Annotated in this window: 21 protein-coding genes; 11 read left to right on the top strand and 10 right to left on the bottom strand. The window is 65.9% G+C overall.

Annotated elements, in window-relative coordinates:
• Positions 1–53: 53 nt before the first annotated feature.
• The 4 genes from ACYCVF_RS08635 to ACYCVF_RS08620 form a co-directional block, all read right to left on the bottom strand.
• Positions 54–635 (bottom strand): HutD/Ves family protein, encoded by a 582-nt coding sequence (locus ACYCVF_RS08635; RefSeq protein WP_459602992.1) that lies wholly within the window; start codon positions 633–635, stop codon positions 54–56.
• A complete protein-coding gene (locus tag ACYCVF_RS08630) occupies positions 610–1,566 on the bottom strand; it encodes an alpha/beta fold hydrolase (RefSeq protein WP_459602994.1) in 957 nt (318 codons plus the stop codon). Before ACYCVF_RS08630 ends, ACYCVF_RS08635 begins: the two co-directional genes overlap by 26 nt.
• Positions 1,563–2,132 carry a DUF2087 domain-containing protein gene (locus ACYCVF_RS08625; protein WP_459603395.1) on the bottom strand — a complete coding sequence of 190 codons (570 nt, stop codon included), beginning with the start codon at positions 2,130–2,132 and terminating at the stop codon, positions 1,563–1,565. The genes ACYCVF_RS08630 and ACYCVF_RS08625 overlap by 4 nt, the downstream gene beginning before the upstream one ends.
• Positions 2,133–2,374: 242 nt before the next feature.
• Complete coding sequence (locus ACYCVF_RS08620) at positions 2,375–4,471, bottom strand: adenylate/guanylate cyclase domain-containing protein (RefSeq protein ID WP_459602996.1); 2,097 nt, start codon at positions 4,469–4,471, stop codon at positions 2,375–2,377.
• Positions 4,472–4,775: 304 nt separating this feature from the next.
• On the opposite strand from ACYCVF_RS08620, the gene ACYCVF_RS08615 reads away from it, so the two are divergent.
• From ACYCVF_RS08615 to ACYCVF_RS08600, 4 genes are read left to right on the top strand one after another with little or no spacing between them, the layout of a single operon-like run.
• Positions 4,776–5,081, top strand: coding sequence for a BufA1 family periplasmic bufferin-type metallophore (locus tag ACYCVF_RS08615; RefSeq protein ID WP_459602998.1), 306 nt, complete (start codon positions 4,776–4,778; stop codon positions 5,079–5,081).
• A 57-nt stretch (positions 5,082–5,138) separates the two neighbouring features.
• A complete protein-coding gene (gene bufB / locus ACYCVF_RS08610) occupies positions 5,139–6,056 on the top strand; it encodes an MNIO family bufferin maturase (RefSeq protein ID WP_459603000.1) in 918 nt (305 codons plus the stop codon).
• Positions 6,046–6,828 carry an HvfC/BufC N-terminal domain-containing protein gene (locus tag ACYCVF_RS08605; RefSeq protein WP_459603002.1) on the top strand — a complete coding sequence of 261 codons (783 nt, stop codon included), beginning with the start codon at positions 6,046–6,048 and terminating at the stop codon, positions 6,826–6,828. The genes bufB and ACYCVF_RS08605 overlap by 11 nt, the downstream gene beginning before the upstream one ends.
• Positions 6,825–7,334, top strand: a complete 510-nt coding sequence (locus tag ACYCVF_RS08600) for a DoxX family protein (RefSeq protein ID WP_459603004.1) — start codon at positions 6,825–6,827, stop codon at positions 7,332–7,334. Before ACYCVF_RS08605 ends, ACYCVF_RS08600 begins: the two co-directional genes overlap by 4 nt.
• A gap of 9 nt (positions 7,335–7,343) precedes the next feature.
• Here the strand turns inward: ACYCVF_RS08600 and ACYCVF_RS08595 are convergent, their stop codons facing one another.
• The 3 genes from ACYCVF_RS08595 to ACYCVF_RS08585 are packed head-to-tail and all read right to left on the bottom strand — an operon-like array spanning position 7,344 to position 9,427.
• The gene (locus ACYCVF_RS08595) at positions 7,344–8,189 is read right to left on the bottom strand and encodes an SDR family NAD(P)-dependent oxidoreductase (RefSeq protein ID WP_459603396.1); all 846 of its coding nucleotides are present in this window, start codon (positions 8,187–8,189) and stop codon (positions 7,344–7,346) included.
• Between the two features lie 10 nt (positions 8,190–8,199).
• Positions 8,200–8,751 carry a carboxymuconolactone decarboxylase family protein gene (locus ACYCVF_RS08590; protein WP_459603006.1) on the bottom strand — a complete coding sequence of 184 codons (552 nt, stop codon included), beginning with the start codon at positions 8,749–8,751 and terminating at the stop codon, positions 8,200–8,202.
• The gene (locus tag ACYCVF_RS08585; protein WP_459603008.1) at positions 8,729–9,427 is read right to left on the bottom strand and encodes a TetR/AcrR family transcriptional regulator; all 699 of its coding nucleotides are present in this window, start codon (positions 9,425–9,427) and stop codon (positions 8,729–8,731) included. Before ACYCVF_RS08585 ends, ACYCVF_RS08590 begins: the two co-directional genes overlap by 23 nt.
• Before the next feature lie 165 nt (positions 9,428–9,592).
• Here ACYCVF_RS08585 and ACYCVF_RS08580 point away from each other — a divergent pair, with 165 nt between their 5' ends.
• The 5 genes from ACYCVF_RS08580 (at position 9,593) to ACYCVF_RS08560 (ending at position 14,262) form a co-directional block, all read left to right on the top strand.
• Positions 9,593–10,804, top strand: a complete 1,212-nt coding sequence (locus tag ACYCVF_RS08580; protein ID WP_459603011.1) for an ABC transporter substrate-binding protein — start codon at positions 9,593–9,595, stop codon at positions 10,802–10,804.
• A 2-nt stretch (positions 10,805–10,806) separates the two neighbouring features.
• Positions 10,807–11,700, top strand: a complete 894-nt coding sequence (locus tag ACYCVF_RS08575) for an MBL fold metallo-hydrolase (protein WP_459603013.1) — start codon at positions 10,807–10,809, stop codon at positions 11,698–11,700.
• A gap of 13 nt (positions 11,701–11,713) precedes the next feature.
• Positions 11,714–12,682: a Bug family tripartite tricarboxylate transporter substrate binding protein gene (locus ACYCVF_RS08570; protein ID WP_459603015.1), complete on the top strand. Its 969-nt coding sequence runs from the start codon at positions 11,714–11,716 to the stop codon at positions 12,680–12,682.
• 84 nt (positions 12,683–12,766) lie between these two features.
• Entirely contained in the window at positions 12,767–13,306 is a 540-nt protein-coding gene (locus ACYCVF_RS08565) for a VOC family protein (RefSeq protein ID WP_459603017.1), read from the top strand.
• Positions 13,307–13,449: 143 nt separating this feature from the next.
• Complete coding sequence (locus ACYCVF_RS08560) at positions 13,450–14,262, top strand: class I SAM-dependent methyltransferase (RefSeq protein WP_459603019.1); 813 nt, start codon at positions 13,450–13,452, stop codon at positions 14,260–14,262.
• Between the two features lie 27 nt (positions 14,263–14,289).
• On the opposite strand, the gene ACYCVF_RS08555 is transcribed toward ACYCVF_RS08560, so the two are convergent.
• Both ACYCVF_RS08555 and ACYCVF_RS08550 read right to left on the bottom strand, forming a co-directional pair.
• Positions 14,290–15,840 carry a L,D-transpeptidase family protein gene (locus ACYCVF_RS08555; RefSeq protein ID WP_459603021.1) on the bottom strand — a complete coding sequence of 517 codons (1,551 nt, stop codon included), beginning with the start codon at positions 15,838–15,840 and terminating at the stop codon, positions 14,290–14,292.
• 275 nt (positions 15,841–16,115) lie between these two features.
• Positions 16,116–17,552, bottom strand: a complete 1,437-nt coding sequence (locus tag ACYCVF_RS08550; RefSeq protein WP_459603023.1) for a lipopolysaccharide biosynthesis protein — start codon at positions 17,550–17,552, stop codon at positions 16,116–16,118.
• A 264-nt stretch (positions 17,553–17,816) separates the two neighbouring features.
• Here ACYCVF_RS08550 and ACYCVF_RS08545 point away from each other — a divergent pair, with 264 nt between their 5' ends.
• Together ACYCVF_RS08545 and ACYCVF_RS08540 are read left to right on the top strand one after the other, a co-directional pair.
• Positions 17,817–18,905, top strand: coding sequence for a glycosyltransferase (locus ACYCVF_RS08545; protein WP_459603025.1), 1,089 nt, complete (start codon positions 17,817–17,819; stop codon positions 18,903–18,905).
• Positions 18,902–19,969 carry an endo-1,4-beta-xylanase gene (locus tag ACYCVF_RS08540; RefSeq protein ID WP_459603027.1) on the top strand — a complete coding sequence of 356 codons (1,068 nt, stop codon included), beginning with the start codon at positions 18,902–18,904 and terminating at the stop codon, positions 19,967–19,969. The genes ACYCVF_RS08545 and ACYCVF_RS08540 overlap by 4 nt, the downstream gene beginning before the upstream one ends.
• Positions 19,970–20,023: 54 nt before the next feature.
• On the opposite strand, the gene ACYCVF_RS08535 is transcribed toward ACYCVF_RS08540, so the two are convergent.
• On the bottom strand, positions 20,024–20,980 hold the full coding sequence (locus ACYCVF_RS08535; RefSeq protein WP_459603029.1) for a DUF6492 family protein: 957 nt from the start codon (positions 20,978–20,980) through the stop codon (positions 20,024–20,026).
• Positions 20,981–21,043 lie beyond the last annotated feature (63 nt).

The raw sequence follows: 21,043 nt of genomic DNA, 5'->3' as shown, positions 1-21,043 counted from the left end.
AACCTGGCCAGTTGCACGGATTGTGCGCAACAGGCGATAGGTGCAACGGCCGCCTAAGCGAGCAGCCGGATCGATCCCAGCACTGCGAGGCCCGAGACGAGCGCGAGCATCGCCGGCTCCGTCAGCTCGACCTTCAGCGTGCCCTCGTCGGGAATCGTAAAATTCTCGTCATCGAGACGGATGCGGCATTCGCCGCGCGCGGCGTAGACGAGATGGGTGCCCACCGCGAGCGGCCGCTCGCCAGGCTCCCTGAGCGCAAGGAGATCGATCTCCGCCGCACCGCGCCGCGCCATGAGGTTCACGACCTCGACGGGACCGGCTTCGAGCTCGGTGACGATCTCGAGCTCGCCGGTGAAGCGCACGGTCGTAAAAGGTTCACGTTCGTCGAATTCCTGCGTGGGCGACTTCAGCACCAGCCCGCGCCCGTCCACGACCATCTGCAAGCGGTCGATACCGGGCATATAGGAGAACGGACCGGGCGCCACGATCGGCGTCGAGGCAAATCGCCACAGCAGGCTGTCCCAGGTCTTCTGGGGCGCATCGCGATGAGCGTCCGCGATGTCGGTGAAGATGCCGCCGCCGTTCTTCCACGGCGAGCGGGTGTAGCCGTCAGGCTCGAGCAGTGTTGCTTTCATTTAAATCCTCGACACGATGAGGGTGCGATGGAACGCCGGCGCGTGCGTCCAGAAGCGGTGCGGCTTCTTCCCGCACGGCGTCCAGATGCGTGAACAGCGACACGTGGCCGCCATCAGGAAGCGCCAGCAGCTTCGCCTGTGGAATTGCCCGGCAAACATTCTCGGCATGCGAGAACGGCACGACGTTGTCGGCGCGGCCATGCACGACGAGGGCGGGCGCCGAGATCGATCCCGCGGGCAACTGTCCCAGCGCGGCAAACTGCGCGATGTCGTTGATGGTCCCTGGAAGCCGCGCATCCAGATGCCGAAACACGCTCGACTGCAAGGCGCCGAACAGCGGACCCGCCGCCGGATGGCGCAAGGTGCGTTCACGCATGGCGTCATCGGGGATGGAGCGGCGCGCACCGGCTTGCGGATTTCGCTCCGCCCGCCACCTGAGGACGCGAGGCAGTCCGGGAAGACGCGCAAGCTGGCGCATCATGCGCAGGCGCGCGGCTATTTCGGGCGGGGTTTGCAGCGTGCCCGTGCAGGCCGAGATCAGCACCAGCGCGCGGCAGCGCGAGGGATGCCGCGCGGCAAATTGCAGCGCCGAGGGGCCGCCTGCGGAGACCGCGACGATCGCCACGGTCGAAATCCCGACTGCATCGAGCAGCGCGCCGTAGACATCGGCCTGTTCGTCGGGTGACGCGCCAAGCTCGAGGGACGAGCCGAGATAGCCGGGGCGGGACACGGCCACCACGCGCTTGCCCCCAAGCGTCCTCGCGAGGGCGCGCGCCAGCAGCCACGACTGGTCGTGACCACCCATGCCGCCATGGACGGCCAGGATGGCCGGCCCCTCGCCCGCGATTGCGCACTGGATCGTGCCGCGGGAAGTCGTCACCAAGACCGGAGCAGGCCCAGCGAGCGGCAATGCGTCTGGATCCAAGGTCATGTCGCGGCTTCCGGTCGCCCTGCTGCGCCGGCCTTGAGGTAACGCAGAAGCGCGGCAGCCTCCGTTGGCGGCCGACGTTCGATCCGGCGATACTCTCGCCCATCGGAGGTGCGGACGACCAGGCCGTGATCACACAGCGCGCGGCGAAGCAAGGCATCATCGCCGAAGGCATGCTGGCAATTCAACAGCGTCTTCACTTCCACCTCGGCCAGACTGCACCGCGGCGGGAAACCGGCCCACAACACCCAGAGGCTCAGCTGCTGCAGGTTGTGGCGGGCCGGCCAGCGAAGCAGCCTGCCGCGTTCGTCGAAATGTCGCGCCGCGCGTTGCACGCGCCTCAGATCGACCGCCTCATCTTGGGCCGCCCGCGGCCCACGGTCATCCGCGGGAGTGCCGACCGCACCTGCGCGGAAATGCTGATAGTTCCGGTGTCCCGTCGCACGCGCGAGAATGTTGAGCAACTCGACGTGACCCGGTGGCGACGTGCGCTCCAGTAGCTGGGCGCGCAGGGATTTCGCGAGCGCGGAGATGTCGCCCGCAACGAACGCAATGGGTGTTCTGGACATGACCAATCCTCGATGTGCCGATCCACAGGTGGATTGTCGGAGGTCACCGGCTTACGACGCGGCACGAGGTTTGGTGTCGGTTCGATCGAGCCTTGCAGGTTTAGCTTCCCTCGCGGGACGGTGACGCCTGGGTGAACTGCAGACCCGACCGAACCCTTACTATAGACACCCGGCGAGCTCAAGGGCCTGACATTGATGCGCGGCGCCGTGATCGGAGCGACGAGCATCGCGGAATTGGTGCGTTACTTCGATGTCAATGCCGCTACGGCCCGCCAGGCGGCGTCAGGCGCAACCGACGTGAGCTGCCGGCAGCGGTCCCGCATCAAGGCGGCCGGACGATCGTGGCCGCGCCGTTTCAACACCGCTTCGAAATCGGCCAGCGCGTCAGCAAACCGGCGAGCGCGATAGGAGGCGAGGCCGCGCTCGTAGTCCGCGATCCAGCCGATCGTGTCGCTATCGTCGACCGTCTCGCCCGCGATCCCGATCAGCTCGTGGACGGAGATTCCCTCCTCGCGTCCGTAGACCGCGATGCTGTCGACCTCGCGCGTGATGACGACACCGCGCGCCAGACGTTCGGTCGCCCCGCCGATCAGGATGTGCGTCCCGTAGGATTTGTTGGCACCTTCGAGCCGGCTGGCGACGTTCACGGCATCGCCGATCACGGTGTAGTTCAGCCGCAGCTCCGAACCGATATTGCCGACCAGCATGCGGCCGGAATTGATGCCGATGCGGATCTGGAGCGGCTGGCCGAGATCGTCGACGAGGCCCGATTCTTCGATGGCCTTGCGGCAGGCGAGCGCCGCGCGGCAGCATCGCGCGGCGTGATCGTCTTGCGGCTGCGGCGCGCCCCAGAACGCCATCACGGCATCGCCGATGAACTTGTCGATGGTCCCGCCATTGGCGACGATGATCTCCGAGGTGATGTCGAGATAGCGCGACAGCAGCGGCACCACGCGATCGCCCAGCCGTTCGGACAGCCCGGTGAAGCCGGCAATGTCGATGAACATCACGCTCAGCTCCTGGATGCTGCCGCCGGGCCTCGCCTCGACGCCCTGGCGCAGCAAGCCGCGGACGAGATCCGCCGGGATGAACTTGCGAAAGGCCGACAATCCGGCCGCCATCTCGGCAATCGCGCCCGACAGGCTCGCGATTTCCCTGAGCCGCGACGGATGGCGGCGGACCTGCTCCAGCGCAAAGGCCTCGACATGGCGAAGCTCGCCGACGACGCGCGACAGCGGCGCGGCAATGACGGACCGCGCCAGCATCGCCGAGGCCAGCGCCGCGAGCACGGCGCCGATGGCAAGGCCGAGGATCAGGCGGTGCAACGTGGTTTCGACCGGTCCGAGGAATTCGGCCTCCGGGATCACGGTCGCGAGTGACCAGCCGGGAAACGGCAGCGGCGTCAGCGCGACTTCATAGGCGGCGCCGCCCGACGTGAGCCGGCTCCGCCAGGCCTCCTTGCCGCCGGCCTCGCCCGCCTTGCCGAGCGCCAAACGCGCGAGCGGCAGCAGCGACGTGTCGCCGCGCGCCGGATGAAGCTCGTCGGCATCCTTGTCCGGCGCCGCGACGAGTTCGCCGCTGCCATCGACGATGAAGGCAGTCCCCGTGCGCCCGACCTCGAGCTGCGACAGAAAACGCGCGAGCCTGGTGTATTCGATGACGACGGCCAGGACGCCTTGCCGCTCCTGATAGACGTCGATCGGTCCTGCAAAGGCGATCGACGGCCGCACGCCGGTCGCATGGTCCAGCACCCTGAACCATTGCGGATCATCCGCGGTCAGCCCGGCCTTGAACCAGGCCTGGTCGGCGACGTGGAACGAGGTCGGCTCGAAGCGGCGGTTGGCGAACTCGATGTCGCCGGGCACCACGTCATACTCGTCGACGCGGCGCTGGCCGGCATGGTCGGTCGCCGAGATCTCCATCATCTCCAGGCGGCGATCGCCGAGCTTGTGCGCGGCGAAGAAGGAGCCGTCGGGCCAGCCGAACGCGACCCAGGAAATCGTCGCCTGCGACTGCAGTTGCGAGAGAAAGACGAACTCGCGCTTGTCGGCCTCGCGGGTGTCGAGCACGTTCTGGAGGAACAGCGTGCGGATCGCGGTGTGGGCGGCGCGCGCCTCGTCGACGATCGCCGAGACCTCCTTGCGCACGGCCGCGACGATCTGCTCGTTGATGGTCGAGGCAAGCTGCCGGCTGGTCGCCTCCGCCGTGCGCCACCACAACAGGCTGGACAGGGCGGCCGTCAGCAGGATCGCGGCCAGGACCAGCGCGGAGACCGCAAGGCGGATGCTGACCGTCAGCCCTGCAAGCGCGCGAAGCCGCCGTTCGGGATCGACATTCATCGCTGCTCACGCCTCGTTGCAAGTCACTGTCATTGCCTTACGGCGCCAGCGCTCGTTCGTTACCTCTGGCAGGAGCGAGCGCCCGCCGCCAATGCCCGGTGGCTACCGTCTCGATAGAAGCTTGGCATTGGTTTGGAGCCGATGCTTGCCCGCTAATCCCCGCTCAAGCGCACCGCGGTGCGCCCGATCCAATCGGTCTCACGAATTCGTGAGCAGCCTGCCGGTAACGCAGGTCGCGCGCGGAGCGAAGGAGACCATGCGCGATCGCCTGCCAGGCGATGCCATCTCGAACAGGAGAATCTCGATGTCTGCCAAACATGCTGTCACCTCCCTCGTCCTCGCCGGTGCAATGTCGACCGCGCTCGCGACCCTTGCCGCCGCCGGCCCCATGACCAAGGCCGAGGGCGAAGCGGCCGTCGCCGCCAAGAAGGAGAAGTGCTTCGGCGTTGCGCTGAAGGGCCAGAACGATTGCGCAGCGGGACCGGGCACGACGTGCCAGGGCACCTCGACGGTCGACTTCCAGGGCAACGCCTGGAAATTCGTGCAGGGCGGTACCTGCACCAGCATCGAGCTGCCGAACGGCAAGAAGGGTTCGCTCAAGCCGGTGTAACGGCCGGCGCGACATCGCCAGGAAGCACGAACGGAGCAGCAAGAACGGAGCAGCACGATGAGCACGGTGACCAAGCCGACCGGACCTGCGGCCGTGCCGCTCCGTTTCGCGACGCCCATCGGCGGCGTTGCAGGGACGAGCTTCAAGCCCGAGCATCTCCCGGCCATCCTCGAAGGCGGACCTCGGCGCGGCTTCTTCGAGGTCCACGCCGAGAACTACATGGGCGCCGGCGGCCCCCCGCATCGTGCGTTGGAGGCGATCCGCCGCGACCATCCGCTCTCGCTGCATGGTGTCTGCATGTCGATCGGCGGGCCCCGGCCGCTCGACAAGACGCATCTGGCGCGCTTCCGTAGCCTGGTCGCGCGCTACCAGCCGGCACTGGTCTCCGAACATCTGGCCTGGTCGACGCACGAGACCAGCTTCTTCAACGATCTGTTGCCGCTGCCCTATACCGAAACGACGCTGGCCTGCGTTTGCGATCACATCGACCAGGTGCAGGAGGCGATCCGCCGTCCGCTCCTCCTGGAAAACCCCTCGACCTATGTCGCGTTTCGCGAGTCGTCGATGAGCGAGACCGATTTCATCCGCGCCATTGCGGAGCGCACCGGCTGCGGGCTGTTGCTCGACATCAACAACGTGTTCGTCTCCGCGACAAATCATGGCTTCTCGGCGCTTGAGTATCTCGCGGAGTTTCCGCTGTCGCGGGTCGGTGAAATCCACCTCGCCGGCCATGCCGAACAGGCTGACGACGAAGGCGACCTGCTGTTGATCGACAGCCATGACGGTCCGGTCGCGGACGCCGTCTGGAAGCTCTACGAGATCGTGATCCGGCGCCGTGGCGCGGTGCCGACGCTGATCGAATGGGACAGCAGGATACCAGGCTGGCCGGTGCTGCAAGCTGAAGCCTCCGCGGCCCAGGCGATCCTCGACCGTCATCAGTCCGCCGTGCAGGCAGGAGACCGTCATGCCGCATGAAGCCGGCCTGTCCTTCGCCGCTTGGTTCGCGCCGGCGCTGCTGGATCCGGCGCGCAGCACGCCCGAGGGCGTGACCGGCCCGAACGGCAAGGCCGCCGGCCGGCGCTACGACGTCTATCGCAACAACGTCACGGTCAGCCTGATCGACGCGCTGGCCGCGATCTATCCGGCGGTGCAGCGCATCACCGGCGCCGACTTCTTCCGCGCCATGGCGCGTTCCCACGTTCGCCGCAATCCGCCGGCCTCGCCGCTGCTGTTCGAGTACGGCCGCGACTTCCCGGCGTTCATCGCGCGGTATGAGCATGCGCAGGCCATGCCCTGGCTTCCCGACGTCGCCCGCATCGAACGCGCCTGGCTCGATGCCTATCACGCCGCCGACGCGCTTCCGCTCTCGCCGGCCCGGCTGTCGGCGGTGACGCCCGATCGTTTGGCCGATCTGGTGTTCATTCCGCATCCCGCCGCGCGATGCCTGCGCTCTCAATACGCCGGCGTGACGATCTTTGCCGCCAATCGCGACGATGCACCGGTCATGCGCATCGATGCCTCCACGCCGGAGGATGCCCTGATCACGCGACCCGAGTTCGAGGTCACCGTGCGCCGCCTTCCGCCCGGCGGGGCGGTCTTCGCGAACCATCTGATGTCGGGGCGGCCACTCGGCGAGGCCGCGGCGTCGGCGCTGGAAGCTTCGAGCGAATTCGACATCGCCGCGAACATTGCCGGGCTGATCGAGGCCGGCGCCTTCACCTCGCTCGCTTGCGGAGACCCATCATGATCACGGAGCAACATATGACCACCGGCGGCGGCCTGCCGTCGCCCGGAGTGCTCATCGACAAGGCCAATCATCTGGTGCAGACGCTTGCGACGCCCTCGCTGGTCCAGCTCGTGCTGCGCGTCGCACTGGCGGTGCCGTTCTGGCGCTCGGGCATGCTCAAATGGGACGGCTTCCTCAGGCTCAACGACACCGCCGTGACGCTGTTCAGCGACGAATTCATGCTGCACCTGCCGGGCGGGCCCTATCACTTTCCGGCACCGACGGTGATGGCCTTCCTGTCGGGTTCGGCCGAGATCATGTTCCCGATCCTGCTCGTGCTGGGACTGGGCACGCGATTCGCAGCGCTCGGGCTGCTGTTCATGACGCTGATCGTGGAGCTCACGGTGCCGGATGGATGGCCGATCCATCTCACCTGGGCCGCGATGGCGCTTGGCATCATGGCTCACGGGCCGGGGCGCATTTCGCTCGATCACCTGGTCTGTCGCGCGCGATCGACGGCGCGATAGCGCATCCCCTCACATCCCGCTCAAGCCGCTATCGACGGCGAGCGTCTGCGCGGTAACGTAGACGCTTTCGTCCGAGAGGAAGAACAGCACGGTATAGGCGATCTCCCAGGCAGTTGCCTGGCGGCCGAACGGGACATGGCCCTTGCCGCGTGAGGGGCGGCCGGCGCCGGCCTCGCGGCCGTTCGGGGTGTCGACGAGGCCGGGATAGACGAGATTGGCGCGGATGCCGCGCCGCGAGCCGAGATGGGCGATGTTGCGCATGAGGCCGCCGAGCGCGGCCTTCGATGAATCATATACCGCCATCTGCGATCCCGCCCTCAGCGCGGCGATCGAGGAGATGAAGACGATGGCGCCGCCATCGTCGAATCTCGGCATTGCGGCGCGGCAGCACAGCATGGGGCCGCGGACGTTGACGTCGTAGATCCTGTTCCATTCCTCCGGACTGACCGCGTCGAGCCCGACCTTGCCGAAGGTGCCGATGTTCAGCACCATGCCGTCGAGCCCGCCCATGACGCGGTGCGCTTCCTCGACCATGCGAACGACGTCGGCCTCGGACGTGACGTCGGCGGCGATGGCAAAGGCCTCACCGCCTTCATCGGTGATGCGCTTGACGGTCTGCTCGGCAGAGCTGCGGTTGAGATCGGCGACCGCCACCTTGGCGCCCTCGCGTGCGCACAGGATGCTCATGGCGCGGCCGTTGCCGATCGGATCGGTGGCGGCGTCGAAGACACGCTGGCCGCCGCCGACGATGAGGATGCGGCGCCCTTTCAGGCGCCCCCTGCCCGGCGCCTGGCCCAGCGATTCCGCGCTCGGCGGACGGACATAACGGTCCGGCTTGCTCTCGGTCTCCGCCATCTCAGTCACCCTATTTCTTGCCGCCGTCATAGACCTGCATGCCGGCGGCCGGATCGAGATCGGTTTCGGTGGCCTCGGTGAGGCGGGCCATCATCATGTAGAAGCCGAGCGCGACGATAGTTTCGACGATCTCCTGGTCGTTGAAGTGTTTTCGCGCGGCCGCGAAGGTCGCTTCCGCCACGCGGACGTTCTCAACCACCTCGCGGCCGAATTTCAACAAAGCGCGCTCGGCCTCGTTCAACACGGCGGCATCGTAATCTGCGCGCTCCACGGCATCGATCTGTGCCTGCGTGCAGCCGACGCCGAGCGCGATCGGCACATGCTGGCGCCATTCATAGGCGCCGCCTTCGAGCTGGGCGGCCTGGAGGATCAACAGCTCGCGGTTGACGGCCGAGAGCTTCTGCTTGTGCAGGATCGAATTGCCGAGCCGCATCGCCGGGATCATGTTGGCCTCGGCATGGGCCATCATGCGGAAGATGTTGAGCTTGACCGGCATGCGGTCGAACGAGGCGCGGATGTCGCCGCTCGTCGTCTCCGGATCAATCAGGGGCAGCCTTGCCACGCGTTTCTCCCTTGGGCTTTCGTTTCTTGTTATCGGCGTCGTTGCCTGCCGCGATCAGCGACAGGAAGAAGGCGAGATAGCGGTCGATCGCCTCGATCACCTTCGGTCGTGGCGAAGGCGCCGCGCCCATCACGTAGTGCTCGAGGCGGATATAGATGAGCCCGGCGGCGAACAGCCGCGCCGTCTCGCGCGGATCCGGCGTCGAGATCAGGCCCGCGAGCGCAAAGCCGCGGAAGTAGTCCGTCATCAGGCTCTGCTCGCGCGCGTAGAAATGATCGGCAAATTTGGCGCGGATGCCGGGCACCCGGTTGCGTTCTGCGGTGATGACCTTCTGGAACTGGTGCTCGCGCGGATCGGACCATTGCTCGACGAGGTCGAGCGCGAATTGCCGGCAGAACGCGGCCGGCTGGCGCGCGAGCTGCCTGTAGCGCGGCTCCTCCAGCCGGCTCGCGGAGCTGGCCGGACCGTGCTCGGCAACGATCGCCTCCAGAATCGCGGCCTTGCCGGGGAAGTGATTGTAGAGGCTGCTCTCGCGGATGCCGACGCGGCGCGCGAGCTCACGCATCGAGGCGCCGCCATAGCCGCTTTGCGCAAACAGGTTGAGCGCTTCGGAAAGGATGCGCTCGCGGGTGGTGGGCGCAGCCGCGTCCGCCGCGCTGGAGGTGTGGACAGCCATGCGGCTTGACTAACGAACGATCGTTCGCTAGTCAACCGTACGAACGATCGTTCGTTTGCCAGTCTGGCGGCGACGGTCGCGGCCCGCAAGTCCGCTTGCAGGGCTGTTCTCGCGTTTCAACTCCGCTCCATCGAGAGGCGGAGAGCAATTTTGGGAGACGACGTCATGGCGCGCTTTGCCCGCCCTCGGCTGCACGCGGCTTGCATCCTGTTGCCGCTGCTCGCAGCAAGCACCGCCCAGGCCCAAGGCGCGAAATACGATGCCGGCGCCGACGACAAGACCATCAAGATCGGGACCACGGCGCCGTTGAGCGGCCCGGTGTCGGCCTTCGCGCAGATCGCCAAATCGGCCGAAGCCTATTTCCGCAAGGTGAACGACGAGGGCGGCGTGAACGGACGACGCATCCAGATGCTCATCGCGGACGACGCCTACAGCCCGCCGAAGACGGTGGAGCAGACCCGGCGCCTGGTCGAGAGCGAGGAAGTGCTTTTGATCTTCGGCGGCGTCGGTACGCCAACCAACAGCGCCGTGCACAAATATCTCAACGAGCGCAAGGTGCCGCAGCTCTTCCTCGGCTCCGGCGCCGCGAAGTGGGACGACCCGAAGAATTTTCCGTGGACCGTCGGCTGGCAGCCGACCTATCGCGACGAAGCGATCGCCTACGCCAAGTACATCAAGGCGAGCCACGCCAACGCCAAGGTCGGCGTGCTCTATCAGAACGACGATCTCGGCAAGGATTATCTGAAGGCGCTGGAGGAAGGGCTCGGCAGCGGCGAGGCGATCGTCGCGCGGGCGGCCTACGAGACCTCGGCCCCGACCGTCGACACCCAGATCCTGCAATTGAAGACCGCGGGCGCGGATGTCATCCTCGTCGCGGCGACGCCGAAATTCGCGGCGCAGGCGATCCGCAAGATCGGCGAGATCGGCTGGAAGCCCGTGACCATCATCTCCAACGTCTCGGCGTCGATCAGCGGCGTGTTGGAGCCGGCCGGCAAGGACAATTCCACGGGCGTCATCTCCAGCCAGTACCTGAAGGACGCGACCGACCCCGCGCTGAAGGACGATGCCGGCTACAAGGAGTGGCTGGCGTTCATGGACAAGTACATGCCGGACGCCAACAAGAGCGACTGGCTCAACGTCTATGGCTACACCATCGCGCAGACGTTGGTGACGGTGTTGAAGGCCGCCGGCAACGAACTCACCCGCGCCAACGTCATGAAGCAGGCGACCACCATGAAGGACGTGCGCCTGCCGATGCTGATCAACGGCACCGCCGTGAGCAATTCGCCCGAGCGCTTCACGCCGATGACGAGTCTTCAGTTGATCCGTTTTGACGGCACGCGCTGGGTGCCGTTCGGCGGTCTCCTGAAGAACTGACCATGCGGCAGATCAGGATCGGCAGCATGCGGGTCGATCTCGTCAGCGAGATCCCCGCGCTCGCCTTCGACAAGAGCTGGTTGTTCGCCAACGTCACCGACGACGTGATCGCGGAGAACCGGAGCTGGCTGGACCACCGCTATATCGAGCCCGAGACCGGCCGCCTCATCCTCAGCCACCATTCCTACCTGGTGCGCACGCCGCGCTGGACGGCCATCGTCGACACCTGCTGCGGCAACCACAAGAAGCGGCCGCTTGTGCCGGCGTGGAACGAGCTGAACCAGCCCTATCTCGACAACATGCAGGCGCTGGGCGTTGCGCCCGAAGAGATCGACTTCGTGATGTGCACGCATCTGCATGTCGACCACGTCGGCTGGAACACGCGGCTTCACGACGGCCGTTGGGTGCCGACCTTTCCGAACGCGCGTTATCTGATGGGGCGTGACGAGTACCGCCACTTCGAATCCGCGCACAATGCCGCGCCGAAGAGCCCGGTCAATCACGGCTCGTTCGCCGATTCCGTGCTGCCGGTGGTCGCAGCCGGCCTCGCCGAACTGGTCGAGACCGATCACCGCCTGTTCGATGAGCGCGATGCGGCTTTACGCTTCGCGCCGGCGCCCGGCCACACCGCCGGCAACATGCAGATCCACCTCAACGGCGGCCACGATCACGCGGTGATGTCGGGCGACGTCATCCATCATCCGATCCAGTGCGCCGCGCCGTGGCTCTCGAACGCCGCCGACGTCGATCCGGCCGCGGCGCTCGCGACGCGAATGGCGCTGCTCGAGGAGCTTGCGGACACGCCGAGCTACCTGCTCACCGGCCATTTCCCCGCACCGACCGCGGGGCGCGTGATCCGGCACGGCGATGCCTATCGATTTCGCTTCGAGCATTAGGGGGAAAACCATCATGAAGTTCGGGACCGTCACGCTCTCATTGCTCGCATTGTTGTCGGCGGCATTGCCGGCGCGCGCCGAGGATCCTGCCGCCTACCCCACGCGGAAGATCAAGATGCTGCTGCCCTATGCGGCCGGAGGCGGCGGCGACGTGGTCGGGCGGCTGCTCGCCGAGAAGATGGGCAGGACGCTCGGACAGACCATCTATATCGAGAACCACACCGGTGCTGCCGGCACGCTTGGCACGCAGATGGTCGCGACATCTCCGAATGACGGCTACACCATCACCGTCGGCGGCATGACCACGCATGTGCTCGCGCCCGCGATCTATCCCAAGCTGCCCTACGATTCGATCAAGGACTTTACGACGATCGGCCGCGTCGGCACCTCTTCCATCATGCTGGTGGCAACCAGGGGTTTCGCCGCCAACGACATCAAGGGCCTGATCGCGCTCGCCAAGAAGGGCGAGCCGATCCAGTACGGCAGCTGGGGCGTCGGCTCGACCGGGCAATTCTGCGCGGAGATCCTGATGCAGCAGACCGGCATCAAGATGGACCACGTGCCGTTCAACGGCATCGCGAAGCTTGCCGGCGATTTGCTCGGCGGCCACATCTCACTGGCGACGCTCGACGTCGCGACCGCGACACCATTGGTCAAGGACGGCTCGATCAAGGCGCTCGCCGCCTGCGGCGAACGTTCGCCGAGCCTGCCGGATGTCGCCAGCTACAAGGAGCAGGGCGTGGCGTTCGACCGCAGCCTGTCCTGGGCGATGTATGCGCCTGCGGGCCTCACGCCGCCGATCGCGCAGAAACTGTCGGCAGCCCTGAAGGAGGCGCTCGGTGACGAGGCGGTCAAGCAGAAGCTTCTGGGGCTCGGCATCACGCCGCAATTCGTCCCCGGCGACGAGCAGCGCGACATCAACGCCCGCGACATCGCCGCCTGGAAGCAGGTTGCCAAGGACGCCGGGATCGAGGTCAAGTGAACAGCAGGGCTATCGCCGATGAAGAAACTCGTGCGGCCAATGCGATAGCTCCGAAGTGAACAAGGCAAGAATTGGAGAGCGGGCATGAGCCGCATCTTCGGCGCGGTGCGCCAGAACGGATATGTGGTGCGGGACATCCACGCCGCGATGAAGCACTGGATCGAGGTGATGGGCGTCGGGCCCTGGTACTACATGGACCGCGTCAAGACCGACTGGTTCCGGCATCGCGGCCAGGACTCCGCCGTCGAGATGAGCATCGCGCTGGCCAATTCCGGCGATCTCCAGATCGAGTTGATCCAGCAGCGCAATGACGCGCCTTCGCTCTACAAGGAGTTTCTCGACGCGGAGCATGAAGGGCTCCAGCACATGTCGTACTGGAGCCACGACTACCAGGCACTCTACGACAGGGCGATCGGGCTCGGCTACAGGGTCGGCCATGAGGGCCAGATCGGCGGCGACAAGGGGCGCTTTGCCTATTTCGACACGCAGGCGCATCCGGGAACGGTGATCGAGATCTCCGACATCAGCGGCACCAAGGGACCCTTTTTTGAGAAAGTCCGGCAGGCCGCGATGAACTGGGACGGCACGCGGCCGATCCGCGAGGTCGGCGGCGCGAAATCGTAAGGCTCGATGACCGACTTTGACGATGTTCGCCGAGAGCGCGCAACGCCGTGCTGAGGCGGTCTATTTGACATCTTCGCCGACGCGATGACGTAGCGATCCGTGGTAAGGTTGGGCCCCACGTCCGAACCTTCAGCGAGGCAAGCATGTCCGACACTGACAAGGCTTTCGCCGGCCCCATCCCAAAGCTCTACGATGAGCATCTCGTCCCGATGATCTTCGCCGGTTACGCCGACGACATCGCAAGACGCGTCGCCGCGCTCTCGCCTTCCGTGCTGCTCGAGATCGCGGCTGGCACCGGCGCCGTGACGCGCGCCGTGGCGGCGGCCTTGCCGCGCGACGTCCGCTACGTTGCGACCGACCTCAACGAGCCGATGCTCGCGGTCGCAGCAAAGCGTCAGGCGGGCGATGACCGCATCTCCTGGCGCCAGGCGGATGCGTTGGCTCTTCCGTTCGGCGACGCCGAGTTCGACGTGGTCTGCTGCCAGTTCGGCGCCATGTTCTTTCCGGACCGCGTCAAGGGCTATTCGGAAGCAAAGCGCGTCTTGAAGCCGGGCGGCACCTTTCTCTTCAATGTCTGGGACCGCATCGAGGAGAACGTGTTCGCCGACGATGCAACGACCGCCCTGGGCAAGCTGTTTGCCGACGATCCGCCCCGCTTCATGGAGCGGACACCGCACGGCTATTTCGACCGGGGGATCATACGGGCCGATCTCGAACGCGCAGGTTTCGGCAACGTCTCGATCGAAACACTGGCAGCCACCAGCCGCGCACCGACGCCCGACCTCGTGGCGTTCGCCTATTGCCAGGGTACGCCGCTGCGCGCCGAGATCGAGGCGAGAAGCGGCGGCGATCTCCAGGCCGCGACTGACGCGGTCGCCGATGCGATCCGCGCGCGCCATGGACCCGGACCGGTCGAAGCCAAGATTCAGGCCCTGGTGATCACGGCGCGGCCGTAGGCCTGCGCCGCAGGCAAGCTCGGCTTCTTACCAAAAGCCCCGCTGCATCGGCTGCGTCGATTGGTAATACTGATACTGGCCGCGCCGGCGCGGAGCCGGTTGCACATAGGGATCGCGCGGGAAGAAGAAGCCGAAGCCGTTACCGCCGTTGTCCCAGCCGTCATCGCTCGCGACCATCGCAGGCGCGGTCGGCTTGCGCGTGATGAAACCGCCCTGCGGCTCGTTGCTCAGCACCGCGACGAATTCGGTGCGGTAATTGGTCTCGCTGCTCAGGGGCTCGTCCGAGACGACGATCGACGAGCGCGGCAACGCGGTCGGTCCGATGCGATCCCACACCTCCTGCGGGATGGTGATGCGATCGAGCGCGTTTCTCGCCTCGTCGCCGTTCTCGATCGTGACCACGTTCCAGCGCAGACCCGTGTCGGTCTTCGCCATCGCCGTGAAGATATGCGTGCCGAGCGGCTGGTCCGGATTGCGGATCGTGACGGGAACCTCGATGCTGGTGTCGAACACCTCGCCGCCGCCGTCAGGCGCCGGCTTGTGGGTGTTACGCCGCACGTAAAGCTTCTGCGTCGCGCGGCTGATGTAAACCGAGACCGGCTCGCCCGCGAGCTTTGCGTCGGTCGCCGCCTTGACGGCGTCGGCTTTTCTGGCCGCGGCCGCCTTCGCGGCTTCCTTCGTGGCGGCCACCGCATCGCGCTTCGGCTGCGCGTCTGCCCTGGCGGCCTCGAGTTGCGTCGCCGCGTCGGCAGCCTTGGCCGCCGCCTTTTGCTTCAACTCCTCGGCCTTGGCGCGGGCCTGATCGGTCTTGGCGTTCGCGAGCATCCTGTCGGCGAGTGCGAGATCCGCATCCGCGCGGGACTTCCGCTGTTCCAGCTTGCGCAGCGCGGCGGGGAGCGAGGCAGCTTCTTTCGCGGCAGCCGAAGCAGCCTTCTTGGCCTCGTCGGCAGCCCGTGTAGCCTCCTCGGCCTCCGCGGAAAGCTTGTCGGCCCGGCCGGGCGCCGCCGCGATGGCCTCCGCCTTCGGTACGAACAGCGAGGGATGAGAGAAGTCCGTCGGGATCGTGTCGTGGGGCGAGACGATCACCCGCATGCCGATATAGGTCTTGTCGAACACATTATCGGCAAAGCCGAACGGCATCCGCACGCAGCCGTGCGAGGCGGCATAGCCGGGCAGCGGCCCGCCATGCAGCGCGATGCCGTTCCAGGTGATGCGCTGCATATGCGGCATCCAGGCATCGTCGTACATGCTCGAGCGATGCTCCCGGTTCTTCTCGACGATGGCAAAGACGCCAGCCGGCGTCTCGCGCCCGGTGGTGCCGGTCGACACCGGCGCGCGCATGATCCAGCCGTCGGCATCGTAGAACGTGACCTGCTGGCTCTTGATCGACACGATCGCCATGATCGGCTCGCCGGCCTGGCGCGGCGCCACCGCCTCTGCCGCCTGGCGCGGTTGCTTGGCGGCACTCGCCGGCGCCGCCGCCGCAAACAGGGCCAGACTAGCCAGCGCGAGGATACCGGCAGGCCCCCGACGCCGCATCGTCACGGTGTAGCGCGCCGTCGTCAGTCGGTTTGTCATGCCATCCTCGGTCGAAATGCCAGTGCGCCTGTGCCGATCACGTGTCAGATTGGAAGCATTGAATTAAGAAATCGCAGCCGCCTTACGTTCCGTCTGTGGCGAGATTCGGCACGTTCCGGCGACAAATCTCTCATATACGAGCGTTCGCGCAGGCGGAAGGCGGCCTCAGCCGAGGCCGACCCGAAGCCGGCCTCGATCGCTGCGGCAGAATGTCCGGGTAACCTTTTCGTGCGCCTTGCGCCGGCGCCGGGCGGAGACACGCTGCCCGATGCTCGCTAGACGCCGAGAGCCTTGCGGTTCAACGTCCGCAGGAAACGCAGCGACAGCGTTCGCACGTTCGCAACATTCAGCAGCCAGGCCGCGGCGGCATAGGCAATGCCGCCGGCGAGACTGACGATGACGAGCGACATGAGGCCCGTGCCGCCCGCTTGCGATCGCGCGACCAGGATCGCCGCCGCCATCACCGCTGCGGAGGCGGCAACGCCGGCGAGGCGATTGAGCTCGAACGGGACCGGATGGGCGCGATGCATCAGGACGACGGCGACGAGCAGGCCGATCGCCTCGGTCGCCAGCGTCGCCAGCGCCGCGCCGTAAAGGCCATGGCCGGCGATCAGCGCGAACATCAGGATCACGCTGACCGCGAGCGTGAGAAAGGATTGCGCCGCCAGCATGAAGGGCCGCTCGGCGAGCTGGAAGCTGATCTGCACGTAGAACTGATTGGCGATGCCGAAGAAGCGGGCGAGCACCAGGGTCGGCAGCAGCGCCGAGACGCCGGCGCGAAAGTCGATGCCGACGAGCGTACCGGCGATCTGGTCCGCGGCGAGCGCGAGCCAGACGGCTACGGGCGCAACGACGACGAGCAGCAGCTCGAGGCTTTCGGTCAGCCGCTCGCGTGTCGTTTCGGTGCTTTTCTCGGACAATGACCGGAACACCAGCGGCACGGTCGCCGCGGCAACGCTGGATGCGATCATGACCATGAACTGGCGCGGCAGATCGGCGGCAACGCCGAAGATGCCGGCGGCGTCCTTGCCGAGCAGATAGGCGACAATGAGCCGGTCGCAGGCCGAATAGACCGCAACGGACAGTCCGGCCAACGTCAGCGGCAGGCCGTAGCGCGCCAGCTGCATGAACTGGCTGCGCTGGAAGCGCGCGATCCTGGTGCGGTCGCCGACGATATTCAGGATGATGCCGGCGAGCGATCCCAGACCAAACGCGGCGAGCAGCCCCACGCCACCCCAGCCGAGCCAGATGCCGAGCAGACCGAAGCCGACGCTGGAGACGCTGCGCACGATCGAGATCATCGCGAAGCGATAGGGGCGCAACTTGGCGCGCTCGAACTCCTGGCCGACATCGACCGCATTGGCCATGATCGCCACGAACATGCTGGCGAGCAGCAGCTCGACGCTGACGTCGCTGCGGACCAGGAAGACCAGCGGAGTGGTGGCGCAGAGCACCGCGGCGGTGAGCGCGAAGGCGACGATCGCCGTGCCGCGGAAATCGACCTCCGCCGACATCGCCTGATAGCGGGAGACCGACAGCTTGATCCAGGCGAAGAAGACCGCACCCAGAATGCCCGCAAGGCTGATGCCGACGACATAGACGCCGTACTCCGCCGGGCTCAGGAGCCTCGTATAGGCAGTGACAGCGAAGAACCCCACCGCCGCAGGCAGGATGTAGGCGACCAGATAGATCGAGAAATGGCGGTTCAGCATGCGAGGACGGGACCGTTGGCGGCCATCAGGATTAACGAGACGTTAAAGGCCGTTGGACTTTGGTGTGACGATCGGATTGCGCCGCTGGCATCGGCAAGGATAGCCGCATAAGCCTGCAAATCGGATCGCGAATGGAGCGACCGCGCGGTTATCGCGCGTTAGCGTTAAATTTGCCCTCTCCTTGAAGCGGCGGGCGCGATCACAGAAAAGGAGCAATGATGGCGAAGCGTCGCTCCACTCCTCCGATGCGCTGATGTGACCGACATGGACGTTGCCGAACCGACCCTGGTGAAACCGGCCTCGCTGCCGCGCCGCGGCACCGACGTGCCTACGGTTCCCTCGGATGTCGGCGCAGGAGGCCCCGGCAGGATGGTCCTCAACCTCTTTTTCGAAGAACGGGACGACCGCTGGTTCCCCGGCGACCGTCATCTCCGGCCACTGCTGCGACGTTTGCTGCTGGGCAAGTCCTTCGTCAGCGGACAGCGGCGCGTCCTGCTCAATCTGTGCGCAGGCCTCGATCGGCTCGGCATCCGCTATCGCATCAACGACTATCGCTACATCCAAAAGCACCCCGAGGAACTGGCCTGCATCATCGGCCGACCGTTCGTGCTCGACTGGTTCAAGTGGAAGAACCCGCTCCTGCTCGGCGTCGCCATGTATGACCACCCGATCGACGCGCCGGAGAGTCTGAAGGACCTCGATGTGAGGCGCGTGCTGGTGCCGTGCGCCTGGTATGCCGACATGTTCCGTCCGCACTGGCCCCATGTCGGCGCCTGGCCCGTCGGCATCGAGACCGATCTGTGGACACCCGCGCCGGAGGATCAGAAGAGCGTCGACGTGTTGCTCTACGATAAGGTGCGCTGGGATCGCGGACGGTACGAGCGAGAGCTGATCGAGCCGATCCGCAGGCATCTCGAGGCAAGCGGCCGTACCGTCGAAGTGATCCGCTACGGGCACTACAAGGAAGACGACTACAAGGCCGCGCTGGCGCGTTGCCGCAGCATGATCTTCCTCTGCGAGCACGAAAGCCAGGGCATCGCCTGCCAGCAGGCGCTGTCGAGCGGCGTTGCCGTTTTTGCCTGGGACCGTGGTGGACCGTGGCAGGATCCGAAATATTTCCCGGACAAGGTGAAGTTCGAAGGCGACGTGTCCTCGGTGCCCTATTTCGACGGGCGCTGTGGCATGACCTTCGCCGATACGAGCGGATTCATCGCCGGCTGGGACGGCTTCTGGTCGCACGTCGGTGCGGGGAACTTCGCGCCGCGCGACTATGTGCTGGATCACCTGACCCTCGAGAAGGGCGCGCTTCACTATTACGAAATCGCCGAAGCGGCGATGCAGCGTCACGCGTGACCAGGCTCGACAGACGCGAATTTCTCCTCGGCAGCGCCGCGGCCCTCGCGGCAGGCTCATCTGCGTCGGCGGTGCCGGCATCGAAACGCGCGCAACGACGCCCCGGCTTTGGCGCCGCGGCGACGCTCTGGGATCTGCAAGCCGATCCCAGGCTCGGCGAGGCCATCAGCACCTATTGCACGCAGGTGGTGCCGGTGCTCGAGCTGAAATGGCCGATGCTGCGGCCGGACGCGCATACGTTCGCCTTCGAACGCGCCGACGCGATCCTGGATTTCGCGCGGGCAAACGATCTGACCATGCGTGGCCACGCGCTCGCCTGGTATCACGACATTCCGGACTGGACCAAGCAGATCAAGGACACCAAGGGCGTCGAGCGCGCATATCTCGACCACATCGGCACCGTCGTCTCCTACTACAAGGACAAGCTGACGTCGTGGGACGTCGTCAACGAGCCGATCCCGGACAATCCCCGCAGTCCGAAGGACCGGCGCGACACGTTCTGGACGCAGCATCTGGGTCAAAGCTGGATTCCGCTGGCGTTCCGCACGGCGGCTGCGGCCGATCCCTCGGTCAAGCTCGCGATCAACGAATACGACATCGAGTCGGTGAAAGACTCGTTCATCGCCAAAAGAGCAGCCTATCGCAACCTCATCATGGACCTGCTCGACCAGGGGGTTCCGCTCCACGCCGTGGGCCTGCAATCGCATCTGCACGCCGAGCTCGAGATCGACACGCACGGGCTCGCCGAGTTCGTCACCGAGCTGCGGTCCTGGGGGCTCGAAGTGCTCGTCACCGAGCTCGACGTCGACGACCAGAAGCTGACGGGCACGCCGGCAGAGCGCGATGCCATCGTTGCCAAGCGCGTCAACGACCTGCTGACGGCGATCTCGACCAGCGGGCCGGTGCGCTCGATCCTGACCTGGGGCATCTCGGACCGCTACAGCTGGATCAACGGCACCTTCGCCCGCAAGGACAAGCAGCCGAACCGCCCGCTGCCGCTCGACGGCGAGTTCAAGCCGAAGCCGTTCATGGACGTCATCAGCAAGTTCACGAAGGACGCTTGAGAGTTCACGTCTCCCGTCCAGGAGAGGTAACCCGAGATCAGCAGTTCGCAGACATCAGCTCTGGCGTGTCTTGGGCGCTTCGAACCCGGCCGCCTCTTCCATATGATCGGGCGACAGGCTCGGACTGCGACGGTCACGCGAGCTGAGGCGGAACACGTCGCGGATGTCGTCGATCGAGGTCGACGAATAGGACTGGATGCAAAGCGCGACCTGCTCGGGCGAGGCCGTGCTCATCATCGCCTCGATCGCCGGGCGGTCGAGCGGCGTGTCGTCCCAGTGCGAGACCGCGATACTGTCTTCGGTGACCCGATGGGTCGCCAGATGCTCAGGCGAATTGGCGACGAAATTGCCGTACAGCAGGTATTCCGAGAACTTCTTCTTCCGGCATAGTGCCAGCGCCCAGCTGAGGCCCGTCGCCGACTTGATGGCGTCGGTCATCGCACGCACGGCGCCCTTGTCCCAGACCAGCGCGTTGCCGACATAATCGTCGGCCGGGAACGAGCGCTGCTCGATCCCCAGAAGTTGATCCACGGTGCGGAGCCACACGCCATGCACCGGGTGGTCTGCGCCGATCGCCTTGCGGGTGACGAAGAGGGGCGTCTTCTCACCACCGGCGTATCGGCTGACGTCGAATTCGCGGAAGAACAGATTGTCCGAATCCAGGATGCAGACGCGCTGCTCGGGCGCATTGAGGACCCCGGCGATCTTCAGGATCTGCTGGATGTGCCAGCCATGCACGGGTGACGACAGCAGCGACAGCCAGACGCGCCGGCTGCTGAGGAACTGGAGGGCCGGCGGCACCGCGAATAGCCATTTCGGCAGGTAGCGCGAGGCCGGAACGATGACCCGCTTGTCGGAGGCGAACCGCGCGAACAGCGGCACGTCCTCATCGTTAACGAGAACATAATGCCGCGTGTATCCCGAGAGCCAGGTGTCGATGCTCTCGCTGAGCAGCGAAAAGCGCTCGATATCCTTGGCATAGCTGGCAGTCAGCAGGGCAACGGAATGCATGGCGCGCGCTCGAATGGCAATCAGGCCGCACTCATAGCGGCAATGTGGAGCGTTGGAAACTTG

Source organism: Bradyrhizobium cedriense (assembly GCF_054602315.1).
Note: the sequence above shows the minus strand (reverse complement) of the source record. Positions and strands in the feature narration are given on the sequence as shown.